The following is a 13,396-nucleotide window of genomic DNA, read 5'->3' as shown; positions in this document are numbered from 1 at the left end:
ACCATCCTGCCCGGAGGCACTGATGAGTTACCCGCCCGACCCGAACAACCCGAACAACCCGTACAACCAGCCGCCGCAGCCCCCGCAGCAGCCGCAGCCCGGTTACGGCTACCCGCAGCAGGGTGCCCCGCAGGGCGCGCCGGGCTACGGCTACCCGCAGCAGCCCCCGCAGCAGCAGGGTTACGGCATCCCGCCGCAGCAGGGCTACGGCCAGCCGGGCGGCTACCCCAACGCCGGCCAGGTGCAGAACTTCTACGCGAGCTGGGGCTCCCGGGTCGCCGCCACCCTGGTCGACGGGCTGATCCTCGGTGTCCCGGTGGGCATCCTCTACGGGATCGGCTTCGCGATCGGCTACGAGGCCCCGGTGTGCAGCACCAGCCGCTACACCTCGGTCTGCACCGGCGGCGGCATCTCCGGCGCGGGCATGGCCATCGTCGGCGTCGCCTGGCTGATCGGCGTGGCCGGCCTGCTCTGGCTGCTCTACCAGGTCGGCACGACCGGCCAGACCCCCGGCCGCAAGATGGTCAACATCCGGGTGGTCCGGGAGGCCGACGGCCAGCCGATCGGCTTCGGCATGGCCTTCGTCCGCTACCTCTGCAAGATCGTCGACGAGCTGGCCTGCTGCCTCGGCTTCCTGTGGCCGCTCTGGGACGCCAAGAAGCAGACCCTGTCGGACAAGATCGTCGGCACCGTGGTCGTCAAGTCCAGCTGACCGCACGACAGCGGCCCCGCACACCTTCCGGTGTGCGGGGCCGCTGTCGTGTACGCGGGGATCAGTGGAAGAAGTGCCGCGTACCGGTCAGGTACATCGTCACGCCGGCCGCCTTCGCCGCCGCGATCACCTCGTCGTCCCGGACCGAACCACCCGGCTGCACCACGGCCTTGACGCCGCCGTCGAGCAGCACCTGGAGACCGTCGGCGAACGGGAAGAACGCGTCCGAGGCGGCGTACGAGCCCTGGGCCCGCTCGCCGGCCCGCTCGACCGCGAGCTTCGCCGAGTCGACCCGGTTGACCTGGCCCATGCCGACGCCGACCGAGGCGCTGCCCTTGGCGAGCAGGATGGCGTTGGACTTGACGGCCCGGCAGGCCCGCCAGGCGAAGGCCAGCTCGGCCAGCTCGTCGGCGGAGAGCGCGTCGCCGGTGGCCAGGGTCCAGCTCGCCGGGTCGTCACCGGCCGCGTCGACCCGGTCCACCTGCTGGAGCAGGGCGCCACCGGAGACCGGGCGGAGCTCGACCCGGTTGGCCGGGGCCCCGGGGGCGCGCAGCACCCGGATGTTCTTCTTCCGGGCCAGCACCTCGACGGCGCCGTCCTCGTACGCCGGGGCGACCACCACCTCGGTGAAGATCTCGGCGATCTGCTCGGCCAGCTCGACGGTGACCGCGCGGTTGACCGCGATCACACCGCCGAACGCGGAGAGCGGGTCACAGGCGTGCGCCTTGCGGTGCGCCTCGGCGACGTCCGCACCGGTGGCGATGCCGCACGGGTTGGCGTGCTTGATGATCGCGACGGCCGGCTCGGCGTGGTCGTACGCGGCCCGGCGGGCGGCGTCGGTGTCCACGTAGTTGTTGTACGACATCTCCTTGCCGTGCAGCTGCTCGGCGCCCGCCAGGCCGCCGCCCGCGACGGAGCCGTCGATCGATGCCGTGTCGGTGTAGAGCGCCGCCTGCTGGTGCGGGTTCTCGCCGTAGCGGAGCACGTTCTCGCGCTGGAAGGTGGCACCCAGGAAGGCCGGGAACGACTCGGTGTTCTCGGTGTAACCCGAGCCCTCGAACCAGGAGGCGACCGCCACGTCGTAGGCGGCGGTGTGCGCGAAGGCCGCGCCGGCCAGCCGCTTGCGGGTCAGCAGGTCGAAGCCGCCGCCCTGAACGGCCGTCAGCACGTCCGCGTAACGGGCCGGGTCGACCACGACGGCGACCGAGGGGTGGTTCTTGGCAGCCGCGCGGACCATCGAAGGACCGCCGATGTCGATCTGCTCGACGCACTCGTCGGGGGTGGCGCCGGAGGCGACCGTGGCGGTGAAGGGGTAGAGGTTCACCACCACCAGGTCGAAGGGCTCGATCTCCAGCTCCGCGAGCTGCGCGCGGTGCGAGTCGAGGCGCAGGTCGGCGAGGACACCGGCGTGCACGCGGGGGTGCAGCGTCTTCACGCGCCCGTCCAGGCACTCCGGGAAGCCGGTCAGCTCCGAGACCTCGGTGACCGGGACGCCGGCGGCGGCGATCCGGCCGGCCGTGGAACCGGTGGAGACGATGGTGACCCCGGCGGCGTGCAGGCCCCGGGCCAGCTCCTCCAGACCGGTCTTGTCGTACACGCTGATCAGCGCGCGGCGGATCGGGCGGATGTTCTCCGAGACGGGGGGCGTGGTGGAGCTGGCACTCATGCCGGAATCCATACCTTTCGGTCCTCGATACGGTGACCCTCGCGAGCCAGTCGGCCCACGACGTCGACGAGCAACTGACGCTCGACAGTCTTGATGCGCTCGTGCAGCGCGTCCCCGCCGTCGGCGTGGTCGGTCTCCTCGACCGGGACCACACCCTGGGCGATGATCGGCCCGGTGTCCACGCCGCCGTCCACCAGGTGGACGGTGCAGCCGGTCACCTTCACCCCGTACGCCAGCGCGTCGGCCACACCGTGCGCGCCGGGGAAGGCGGGCAGCAGGGCGGGGTGGGTGTTGACGATCCGTCCGGCGAACGCGGCGACGAACTCCGGGCCGAGGATCTTCATGAACCCGGCCGTGACCACCAGGTCGGGCCGGTGTCCGGCTACCGCGGCGGTCAGCGCGGCGTCCCAGGCGGCCCGGTCGGCGTGGTCCTTGACCCGGTGCACGAAGGTCGGCAGCCCGGCCCGCTCGGCCCGGTCCAGCCCGGCGATGGCGTCCCGGTCGGCACCCACCGCGACGATCTCGGCGCCGAAGGCCGGGTCGGCGACGGCGTCGATCAGGGCCTGCAGGTTGGTGCCGGAGCCGGAGACCAGCACCACCAGCCGGGCCGGACCCGGCGTACGCGGCGGGAAGACCTGACTGCGGGCGGTACCGGCGGTGCGGGCGGGCTGGGCGGAAGCAGCGGCCACTGCGCGATTCTCCGTACGTCGTTGCTCCCCCAGCCTCCGGCCGGGAGGTGCCTCTTGCTGGTACGTCCACCGGCGGTGGGGCCACTACAAGGGGCGGACAGGTCGAGTCGGGAGGCGGCGGGGCTGCTCCGAACTGCTGACCGTCACCACGATAACGGCTGGTCGCAGGCCCCCTGTAACCCGATGGCGACGCTACGCGCGTAGTTGAGGCGCGGGCCACATACCGTCCAGGAAGCGGCCCGCCGAACGCCACGTGATCCCGGTTCGCCATACCCGTGTGAATCTCGTACACCCCTGCGGGATCATTGAGCAGGCCCGACCACTCGACGAAGGATTGGCTGACCGATGAGCAGCGGCGACAACACCGGCGAGCGCAACCCCTTCGCGCCGCCGCCGGCGGATGCCCCCGACCGGCCCTGGCAGCCGCGCGCCCCGCAGCAGCCGAACGGTTCCTCCGGCGGTTCCGGTGATTCCGGCGGCTCCGACGGCTCCGGTCACCCGGGTGACCCCGCCGAGGGGTCGTCGGAGCAGGACGGCCGCCCGCAGGTCCCGCCGCCGCACCCCTGGAGCCCCGGCTACCAGGGTGGATGGTCGCCCCAGCAGCCGCCCGCCGCACCGAAGTTCGACCCCAACGACCCGGTCCAGCGCCGCTCGCGGTACGCGCTGAGCGCCGGCATGGGGGGCCTGTTCTGCGTCGTGCTCGGCATCCCGTACGTCGCGCTGCTGCTCGGTGCGCTGGCCGCGTACTGGGGGATCAGCGCGCTGCGTCCGCCCCGGTCGAAGTCGGCTTCCGCCTCGGCCGCTGGTTCAGCTGCTGGTTCCGCCGAGGGCGCCACCGCCCAGCCTGGCCAGCAGCACGGCCCGGGCCACGGTCCGCAGCCGGTCCGGCCGCAGACTCCGGCCGCGATCGGCGGGCTGGTCACGGGCGGTGTGACGATCCTGTTCGTGCTCGCCTCGCTCGGCGTCACGCTGTACTACCAGGACTACGTGAGCTGCGTCAGCGAGGCCCTCACCTCCCAGGCCCGGGACAGCTGCGACAACCTCGCCCCGGACTTCCTGGTCAACCTGTACAACCAGAACCGCTGACCCCGCACGCCGGCGGACCGCCGCTCAGCGGTCCCTCCGGCGGGGTGGCAGGCGGTCCGCCGCCCAGGTCAGGCCCTGCTCGGCGGCCCGCCTGACCCGGCAGAGCTGACGTCCGGTCAGGTCGGTCCACCAGAGCGGCGGGGCCACCCAGCAGCGGGCCAGCAGGGCGCCCGGCACGGTGACCAGGACCAGCCAGGCCGCCGTCACCGGGGCGATCAGCCAGGGCACCGGGCCCAGCTCCGCCATCCTGGCGCCGGCCAGCGCGCCGCCCGCCAGCCAGGCGCAGACGCCCGCGCCGAGCCCGGTCAGCAGCGAACTTCCCGCAGCGGACACCGCAGTGGCCACCGGATGCCAGCGGGCCTCCGCCGCCGCCCGGCCGAGCAGCAGCGCCGGGACCAGCCCGGCCAGCAGCGGCAGTACGCAGGCCACCGGCCACCAGGGCGCCGAGCCGGTCTCCGGGAGCAGTGCGAACAGCGGGAAGTCCGGCACCGGCCCGACCCGGGCACCGGTCGGCGCCACCACCGTCCCGGTACCGACCGCGAAGCCCGGGCCGAGCGCGTACGAGGCCGCCCAGAGCACGGCGTTGGGCACCAGCAACAGGCAGGCCAGGCCCAGTCCGCCGATCGCGGCCGGCCCGCCACCGAACCCGGCCGCCGACCGGCCGGCCGCGCCCTGGCCGAGCAGCACGGTCACGGCCAGCACCACCCCGCCCGCCGCCACCAGGCCGGCCCCGCCGACGGCGGCCGCCCGGGCCGTCACCGGACCGCCGCCGACCGGCCGGGCCCAGTCGGGCACGTACGACCGGTCCGGCAGGTGCGCCCACGCAGGCAGCCGGACCCAACCCGGCCGCCGGGCCCAGCCGGGCAGCGCCGGTCCGCCGCCTACCGCCGAGCGGAGACCCGCCCCGACCGAACCGGTCACCAGCACCGCGACCGCCGCCAGGTCAAGCAGCGGGACTGCCCGCAGCGCGCCCGCGCCGGAGCACTCGGCGACCGCGCCCAGCGCGACCGCCAGGTACCCGGCGCACACCGCCAACGGCGCGCGCCAGTGCAGGCGTTCACGCCCGCCGAGGCGCCGGCCGGTCCTGACCAGCAGCACCACGGTGAACAGCGTCAGCAGCAGCGGGGTCAGCGTCACCGGAGCCTGGCTCGCCCCCCGGGTCAGCGGGGCGCCGTGGCCGAGCAGCCAGAGCGCGCAGGCCAACCGTCCGGCTCCGGTGGCGGTGTCGTCGGCGTAGGGGGTGAGTACCCAGAGGGCGAGCACCGGGACGGCCGGCACCGCCAGGGTGAGCAGTGCGGCCCGGACACCGGTGAGCAGGTCGGCGACGAAGGGGCGGACTCCCAGTTCGCCCGGCAGGCCCAGGATCGGACGGCCCATCAGCTGAGTCATGTCGCTCATGGTCCCAAGATCACCCGTTATGCCCCGTGAAGAGGCGAAGCTCCGCCGTGTCCCGGATTATCTATTTATGTGTCTACTTTCGGCCCGTCTGTCCCGGGCGGCGCGGTGACCTCGCCCGCGCCGACACGCCCGCACGCCGACTCCGGCCAGTTGCTGCGGCTGCTGACACCTCGTGAGGCCCAGGCCCTCGCCCTGCTCGCGACCGGCCTGGACACCCGGGCCATCGCCGAACAGCTCGGCATCGCCCCCGCCACCGCCCGCACCCATCTGCACCGCGCGATGCGCAAGCTCGGCGTACGCACCCGGGAGGACGCCGCCGCCCTCGCCGGCCGGCTCTCCCCCGCGCCGACCGCGCGGCCGGCGCCGGCGGCTCCCGCCGTACCGGAAGCGGCGGCCGTGGCTGCGGCTGCGGCTGCGGCTCGCCCCGCGAACTTCGAGGCGCTCTGCACCGTGAGCCACACCCGGCTGGTGCAGCAGACCTTCCTGCTCACCGGCTGCCGCCACCGTGCCGTCCATGCGGTGCACCTGGCCCTGTCCGCCGCCGGACGCCGCTGGCCCGAGGTGTCCGCGCTGCCGGACCCGGAGAGCTGGGTCCGGGAGTACGCCTTCGAGACCGCGCAGGCGGTCTGGCACCGGGGCGGTCCGCGCCGGGCGCACCTGTTCCGGTTGCCCCGCCGTCAGATCCGGGTGCATCCCCTGTCCGACCTGCCGCACCCCGACCAGGACCGACTGACGCCGCGCGACCGCGATCTGCTCAAGGCCCTCAAGCGGCTGACCAGGCCGCAGCGCCGGGCGCTGGTGCTGCACGACGCGCTCGGACTGCCCGTCGGGCAGGTGGCGTTCGAGGTGCAGTCCAGCACCGCCGCGGCGACCGGACGGGTGCTCAGCGCCCGGGCCGCACTGGCCAGGACGGTCCCCGCCCTGGTCGGTTCGGACCCGGCGGATCCCGAGTTCGGCCCCCGGCTCGGTGCGCTGCTGCACCAGGCCGCGGTGCACGGCTGTCCCGCGCCCAGGACGCCGTCGAGCCGGCTGCTCACGCTCCGGGGCTGGGCCCGCTCCGGCCTGGCCGCCGCAGCCGCGGGAGCGGTCACCCTGGCCATGACGGCCGCGATAGTGGCGACCCTGACCGGCAACGGCCCGTCAGAGCTCTTCCGCCCTGCCCGGCTCGGGCCCGGTCCGGTCTGCTCGACCGCCACCAGCGGCAGCGCGGGGCCCGCGGCGCCGGGCACCGGACCTGGGCCCGGGCTGCGCAGTTACTGGTGCGGCCCGACACCCGGGCAGGCCGTGCCCCTGGGCTCCGCCCCGGTCGCAGCTACTCCTGCCGCAGCTGCTCCGGCCGGGTTCGCAGCCGCCGTCCGGCCGGCCGGAAACCTGTTCCGGCTGACGGCGGCACCGGCTGCCGCGCCGCCCCTCCCACCGCTGCCGATCACCGTCCCGGCCAGGCCCTGTCCACCGCTGCGGCTCTGTCCCGGCCCACTGCTGCCGTCCGCCGCGCACGGCGTGGAGCCGGCAGGGCACTGAGCCCCGCAGTCCCAGCTCGATCCAAGCCCGGCCGAACGCCGGAGGCCCCCCACCCGAGATCGGGTGAGGGGCCTCCGTGGCGAGTGCGAGCCTTACTTGGCGATCAGCTCACGGGCCAGACGAGCGGTCTCGGACGGCGTCTTGCCGACCTTGACACCGGCGGCCTCGAGGGCCTCCTTCTTCGCCTGGGCGGTGCCCGAGGAGCCCGAGACGATGGCGCCGGCGTGGCCCATGGTCTTGCCCTCGGGGGCGGTGAAGCCCGCGACGTAGCCGACGACCGGCTTGGTGACGTGCTCGGCGATGTAGGCCGCCGCACGCTCCTCGGCGTCGCCGCCGATCTCACCGATCATGACGATGATCTTGGTCTCCGGGTCCGCCTCGAACGCCGCCAGGGCGTCGATGTGCGTGGTGCCGATGACCGGGTCGCCGCCGATGCCCACGGCCGAGGAGAAGCCGAGGTCCCGCAGCTCGTACATGAGCTGGTAGGTCAGGGTGCCCGACTTGGAGACCAGACCGATCGGGCCGGTGGTGGTGATGTCCGCCGGGATGATGCCCGCGTTGGACTGTCCGGGGGAGATCAGGCCGGGGCAGTTCGGGCCGATGATCCGGGTCTTGCTGCCCTTGGCACCGGCGTACGCCCAGAAGGCGGCCGAGTCGTGGACCGGGACACCCTCGGTGATGACGACCGCGAGGCCGATCTCCGCGTCGATCGCCTCGACGACGGCGTCCTTGGTGAACTTCGGCGGCACGAAGATGACGGTGACATCGGCACCGGTCTTCTCCATCGCCTCGGCGACGGAGCCGAAGACGGGCACCTCGGTGCCGTCGACGTCAACCGTGGTGCCGGCCTTGCGCGGGTTCACGCCACCGACGATCTGGGTGCCCGAGGCGAGCATCCGGCGGGTGTGCTTCATACCCTCGGAGCCGGTCATGCCCTGGACGATGACCTTGCTGTCCTTCGTGAGGAAGATAGCCATGATGTAGTCCTCTTCCTTACTTGTTGGCCAGCTCGGCGGCGCGGGCAGCCGCGCCGTCCATGGTGTCCACCTGCTGCACCAGCGGGTGGTTGGCGTCGGTCAGGATCTTGCGACCCAGCTCGGCGTTGTTGCCGTCGAGGCGGACGACGAGCGGCTTGGTGACCGCCTCGCCCTTCTCCTCGAGCAGCGCGAGCGCCTGCACGATGCCGTTGGCGACCGCGTCGCACGCGGTGATGCCACCGAAGACGTTGACGAAGACCGACTTGACGTCGGTGTCGCCCAGGATGATCTCCAGGCCGTTCGCCATCACCTCGGCGGAGGCGCCGCCACCGATGTCGAGGAAGTTGGCGGGCTTGACGCCACCGTGCTCCTCACCGGCGTACGCGACCACGTCGAGGGTGCTCATGACGAGACCCGCGCCGTTGCCGATGATGCCGACCTCGCCGTCGAGCTTGACGTAGTTGAGGCCCTTGGCCTTCGCCGCCGCCTCGAGCGGGTTGGCGGCGGCCTTGTCCTCGAGCTCGGCGTGGTGCGGCTGACGGAACTCGGCGTTCTCGTCCAGCGAGACCTTGCCGTCGAGCGCGATGATCTTGCCGTCACCGGACTTGATCAGCGGGTTGACCTCGACGAGGAGCGCGTCCTCGGCGATGAAGACCTTCCAGAGCTTCACCAGCACGTCGGCGACCTGGTCGGCGATCTCGGCCGGGAACTTGGCCGCGGCGACGATCTCGGCGGCCTTCTCCGGGGTGCAGCCCTCGTTGGCGTCGACGGGGATCTTGGCGAGCGCGTCGGGGTTCTCCTCCGCGACGACCTCGATCTCCACGCCGCCCTCGACGCTGGCCATGGCCAGGAAGGTGCGGTTGGTGCGGTCCAGCAGGAAGGAGACGTAGTACTCCTCCTTGATGTCCGCCGTCTGAGCCAGCATCACCTTGTTGACGGTGTGGCCCTTGATGTCCATTCCGAGGATCGCCTCGGCCTTGGCGACGGCGTCGGCCGGGTCGGAGGCGAGCTTCACGCCACCGGCCTTGCCTCGGCCACCGACCTTCACCTGAGCCTTGACGACGGCGCGGCCGCCGAAGCGCTCCGCGATGGCGGCAGCGTCTGCGGCGGTCTCGATGACATCGCCGTCAAGCACGGGAACACCGTGCTTGGCGAAGAGGTCCCTCGCCTGGTACTCGAACAGGTCCACGTGTTTGTCCTTGTTCGTGGTCGCGGATTGTGTCTCTTCGAGCGTGCCACGGCAGGATCTTCGCTGCGGGTCGTCGAGGCTGGCGGGTACGCAGAGATACGGCCTTGCGGCCCACACAGCCACGGGCGCACACGTCAATCAACACGCGCGTCACGTCCGTGTGGCAGGTTATCCCCGGACGACGGGCCTGTTTCGCCCGGGGCCCGCTCGGCTTTGGTGAGAACCGTCACAACGGGTGCTTCCGGGCGCGTCGCCTGCCCAGCTCACCACCGGTGCACCGGTCCGGTGAGGCGGGCGGTGAGCCGGGCCGACGCATCGCACGTATGGGTGAATCGCGCCCAACACTCCGTCAGCTCTCCGCCGCCGGGCGCGTCGCCGCTCTCGGGCTCCGCCGCCCGTCGGATCGACTCCTTGCCGGGCGCGTCGCCGGTCACCCGCTCCGTCACCTCGTCGGATCCACTCCGTCAGCCCTCCGGGACCGGCAGCGGGCGGCGCTCGATCGCGGCGGCCATGATCTCCGGGAAGGCGTCCGGCGTGCAGGCGAAGGCAGGCACACCGAGCGCGGCCAGCGCGGCGGCGTGCGCGTGGTCGTACGAGGGAGCCCCCTCGTCGGAGAGTGCGAGCAGCGCGACGAACTGGACGCCCGACGCCTTCATCGCCGCGACACGCTTGAGCATCTCGTCCCGGATGCCGCCCTCGTAGAGGTCACTGATCAGCACCACCACGGTGTCGGCCGGCCGGGTGATCCTGGACTGGCAGTAGGCCAGCGCCCGGTTGATGTCGGTGCCGCCGCCGAGCTGGGTGGCGAACAGCACGTCCACCGGGTCCGTGAGCTGCTCGGTCAGGTCCACCACGGAGGTGTCGAAGACCACCAGCCGGGTGGACAGGCTCTTCATCGAGGCCAGCACGGCGCCGAACACCGCCGAGTGCACCACGGAGGGGGCCATCGACCCGGACTGGTCGACGCAGAGGATCACCTCCTTCTTCACCGCTCGCTGTGCCCGGGCGTAGCCGACCAGCCGCTCGGGCACCACCGTGCGGTGCTCGGGGAGGTAGTTGGTCAGGTTGGCCCGGATGGTGCGGCCCCAGTCGATGTCCCGGTGCCGGGGGCGGTTGACCTTGGCGCTGCGGTCGAGGGCGCCACCGAGGACGGTCCTGGTCCGGTCGGCGAGCCTGCGCTCCAGGTCCGTGACCACCTTGCCGACCACCGCCCGGGCGGTCTCCCTGGTGGTCTGGGGGAGGGCGTGGCGGAGCGAGAGCAGGGTGCCGACCAGGTGCACGTCCGGCTCGACGGCCTCCAGCATCTCCGGCTCCAGCAGCAGCCGCTCCAGCCCGAGGCGGGTGATCGCGTCCTGCTGCATCACCTGCACCACCGAGGTCGGGAAGTACTTCCGGATGTCTCCCAGCCAGCGGGCCACCTGCGGGGCGGATCCGCCGAGACCGGCCGTCCTCGCGGTGCCGGACCGGCCGCCGGAGCCGGCCGCCTCGGCGCCCCGGTAGAGGGCGGCGAGCGCGCCGTCCATCGCGGCGTCCCGGCCGGTGAGGGTGCAGCCCGTCCCGTCGGCGTCGCCGCCGAGCACCAGGCGCCAGCGGCGGAGCCGCTCCTGCTCGGGGGTGTCGGAGGTGGTGTGGAACCGAGTGGTGGTCATCCGGCACTCCTGCGGTCGGTCTGACGGGGGATCCGGGCCACGGCGGTGGACGTGCCGACGGCGGCGCCGCCCAGGCCCAGCAGCAGGGTGAGCACCGGCAGGGCGGCGTCGGCGCGCTCGACGTCCAGCTCGGCGGCCGGTACGGCCGAGCTGGGTGCGGTGCCGTCCAGGGCACCGGCTGCGACCCGCTCCCCGACGGTGCGGCGGACCCCCGACTCCAGCGCGGCGAACGTCCGCCGCAGCAACGGCAGGACGTCGGTGAACGCCTCGGCGGGCACCCCGCTCAGCCAGCGGTCGAGCAGGCCGAGCAGCGCCGGGTCGTGCAGCAGCAGAACGCCGCTGCCGGCGAGGAAGCCCTCCACCCAGCCCGCCGTGTCGGCCGGCTGGCTGCCCGGTGAGAGGGCCAGGCCGAGCCGCCGGCCGGCTTCCTCGGAGTCGATCCGCCCACCGTCCAGCAGCAGCCGGGTGGCGCGGCCACGGAGCAGCCCGGGCACGCCGGCCCCGCTACCGGTCCCGCTCAGGGGCTGACGCCGCGCCAGCGAGCGCAGGGTGACGGCCCAGCGCTCGCCGAGCGAGTCGGCGGGCCCGGCCGCCCGGCCCGGCTCGTCCGCCTCCAGCAGGCCGATCGCGGCGTGCACGCCCTCCAGGTGGCCGCGCAGGACGCCCGCCTGCTCGGCGTCGAGGCCGATGCAGGCCGGTGGCAGCCCGACGCAGATCCGGTCGGCGAGGCCCCGGGCGACGCCCTCCAGGGCGGCGCTGTCGGTGCCCCGGACGTCGCCGTACCGCAGCGCCCGGACCAGGGCCGGGAGTGCCTCGGCGAGTTGGGCGACGTCGGTGTCCAGCGCGGCCCGGTCGGCGAGCGCCCGCATCACGGCGGGCAGCGCGGCGGGCAGCTCGGCCAGCAGGCAGTGCTCGACCAGCTCGGTGAGCTGCGGCAGGGCGGTCGCCCGGGCGGCCCGCTCGACCGCGCGGCCGGTGGCGGCCGCCTCGACGGTGGTGCCCCACTGGGCGGCCACCGCGATCCGGACCGCGAACTCAGGCTGCCAGCGCAGCCGCCAGCTCTCCCGGAAGGTGCCGGTCGAGTTGACGGTGGAACGGGCCGGGCTGCCCCAGTCGATGCCGAGCAGCCGCAACCGGTGCAGCAGCAGCGAGCGGGCGGTGTCGTTCTCCTTCCGGAGGTCGAGGTCGAGCTCGCGCGGCTCCGGTTCGGGCTTGAGCCGCAGGCTGCGCTGCAGCCGGCTCAGGTCGCGCTGCAGCGGCACGGTCGGCGCCGACTCGGGGACCTCGCCGAGCGTGTCCCCGACCACCAGCCTGTCGTGGACCAGGGCGAGGGCGAGCTCGGAGCCGTCACACATCACCGCCCGGACGGCGTCCAGCGTCTCGGCCAACCCGGCCAGCGGGCGTCCGCGCATCGCCGCGAGGGTCTCGGCCAGCCGGACCGCCTCGATCACGTGGGCTGAGGAGACCGGGTGGTCCTCCGCCCGCAACAGCTCGGCGACCCTGGTCATCCAGTGCGCCAGCGCCCGGCCTCCCGGACTCCCGCCGCCCGACGCGCCGTTGGTGAACAGGTGGTGGTACCAGCCGGGCGAGTCGATGCCCGCGCCGTAGCCGGTGTGCTGGGAGAGCCTGCGGTGCGTCCAGGGCACCCAGGTGATCTCCGTCCGCACCTTCTTCGGCAGCTCGGCCAGCAGGGCGCGGTCGTGGGCGACGGTCGGCATGCTGCTCAGCGCCGGGACGTGCCAGGCACCGCAGACCACCGCGATCCGCGCGTACCGCGCCCGCCGGGCGGCGCGGACCGCTTGGCGCATGTACGCCTCGCGGAGCTCGTCACGACGGCTGGTGGTGGCGCGCTCGCGCAGCGCCGTCATCGCCTCGGCGACGGCGCTGAACGGAGCCAACGCGTCGGCCGCCGGATCGACGGACGGGGCACGGTGCTCGACCACGTCCTCCCACCAGCTCTCGGAGTCGGCGTGACCGGCTGCGGCGGCCAGCTGTCCGATCGGGTCGTACGGCGACTCCCGCTCGGCGTCGAGGACTTCGGGCGCCTGGCCGTCGGATGCCTGATCGCCAGGTGCCCGGCCGCCCGGTGACCGGCCGTCAGACGCCTGGTCGCCCGGTGCGGGAGTGCCCCCCGGCACTTCCGCACCCGACGCCAGGCCGTACGCCGCCGGTAGGTCGATGAAGCGGACGGGCACGCCCTGATCGAGGGCGTACCGGATCGCCACCCACTCCGGGGAGAAGGCGGCGAACGGCCAGAACGCCGCCTTCGAGGGGTCGTCCACCGCGTGGGCGAGCAGGGCGACCGGCGGCACCATACCGGGCTCGGCCGCCAGCCCGACCACGGCGTCCGCCTCGGGCGGCCCCTCGATCAGCACCACGTCCGGCCGCAGCCGTTCGAGTGCGGCGGCCACCGCCCGGGCCGAGCCCGGGCCGTGGTGCCGGATGCCCAGCAACGTCACCGCTGCGTCGCTCATACCGTGCTCCCCTCGAACAAGTCGTCCACTGCTGC

General features: G+C 73.6%; 10 protein-coding genes. 3 read left to right on the top strand and 7 right to left on the bottom strand.

Annotated features, from left to right (window positions below; genetic code table 11):
• Positions 1–22 precede the first annotated feature (22 nt).
• A complete protein-coding gene (locus ACKUU6_RS19915; protein ID WP_407989914.1) occupies positions 23–712 on the top strand; it encodes an RDD family protein in 690 nt (229 codons plus the stop codon).
• 61 nt (positions 713–773) lie between these two features.
• Here the strand turns inward: ACKUU6_RS19915 and purH are convergent, their stop codons facing one another.
• Positions 774–2,378: a bifunctional phosphoribosylaminoimidazolecarboxamide formyltransferase/IMP cyclohydrolase gene (gene purH, locus ACKUU6_RS19910; protein WP_407989913.1), complete on the bottom strand. Its 1,605-nt coding sequence runs from the start codon at positions 2,376–2,378 to the stop codon at positions 774–776.
• On the bottom strand, positions 2,375–2,977 hold the full coding sequence (gene purN, locus ACKUU6_RS19905) for a phosphoribosylglycinamide formyltransferase (protein WP_407992174.1): 603 nt from the start codon (positions 2,975–2,977) through the stop codon (positions 2,375–2,377). Before purN ends, purH begins: the two co-directional genes overlap by 4 nt.
• 435 nt (positions 2,978–3,412) lie before the next feature.
• Between purN and ACKUU6_RS19900 the strand changes: the two genes are divergently transcribed.
• The gene (locus ACKUU6_RS19900) at positions 3,413–4,153 is read left to right on the top strand and encodes a hypothetical protein (protein WP_407989912.1); all 741 of its coding nucleotides are present in this window, start codon (positions 3,413–3,415) and stop codon (positions 4,151–4,153) included.
• Positions 4,154–4,177: 24 nt separating this feature from the next.
• Here ACKUU6_RS19900 and ACKUU6_RS19895 read toward each other — a convergent pair whose 3' ends face one another.
• Positions 4,178–5,551 (bottom strand): DUF6350 family protein, encoded by a 1,374-nt coding sequence (locus tag ACKUU6_RS19895; RefSeq protein WP_407989911.1) that lies wholly within the window; start codon positions 5,549–5,551, stop codon positions 4,178–4,180.
• A 69-nt stretch (positions 5,552–5,620) separates the two neighbouring features.
• On the opposite strand from ACKUU6_RS19895, the gene ACKUU6_RS19890 reads away from it, so the two are divergent.
• Positions 5,621–7,072 carry a sigma factor-like helix-turn-helix DNA-binding protein gene (locus ACKUU6_RS19890; protein WP_407989910.1) on the top strand — a complete coding sequence of 484 codons (1,452 nt, stop codon included), beginning with the start codon at positions 5,621–5,623 and terminating at the stop codon, positions 7,070–7,072.
• 92 nt (positions 7,073–7,164) lie between these two features.
• Here ACKUU6_RS19890 and sucD read toward each other — a convergent pair whose 3' ends face one another.
• From sucD to ACKUU6_RS19870, 4 genes are all read right to left on the bottom strand, one after another.
• Positions 7,165–8,049, bottom strand: a complete 885-nt coding sequence (gene sucD / locus ACKUU6_RS19885) for a succinate--CoA ligase subunit alpha (RefSeq protein WP_407989909.1) — start codon at positions 8,047–8,049, stop codon at positions 7,165–7,167.
• Between the two features lie 16 nt (positions 8,050–8,065).
• Complete coding sequence (gene sucC / locus ACKUU6_RS19880) at positions 8,066–9,238, bottom strand: ADP-forming succinate--CoA ligase subunit beta (RefSeq protein ID WP_407989908.1); 1,173 nt, start codon at positions 9,236–9,238, stop codon at positions 8,066–8,068.
• 464 nt (positions 9,239–9,702) lie between these two features.
• Positions 9,703–10,887 carry a VWA domain-containing protein gene (locus ACKUU6_RS19875; protein WP_407989907.1) on the bottom strand — a complete coding sequence of 395 codons (1,185 nt, stop codon included), beginning with the start codon at positions 10,885–10,887 and terminating at the stop codon, positions 9,703–9,705.
• A complete protein-coding gene (locus tag ACKUU6_RS19870; protein ID WP_407989906.1) occupies positions 10,884–13,361 on the bottom strand; it encodes a DUF5682 family protein in 2,478 nt (825 codons plus the stop codon). Before ACKUU6_RS19870 ends, ACKUU6_RS19875 begins: the two co-directional genes overlap by 4 nt.
• Between the last annotated feature and the right edge of the window lie 35 nt (positions 13,362–13,396).

The organism is Kitasatospora sp. CMC57, assembly GCF_045866025.2.
In the GTDB taxonomy this organism is placed as follows: Bacteria; Actinomycetota; Actinomycetes; order Streptomycetales; family Streptomycetaceae; genus Kitasatospora.
Note: the sequence above shows the minus strand (reverse complement) of the source record. Positions and strands in the feature narration are given on the sequence as shown.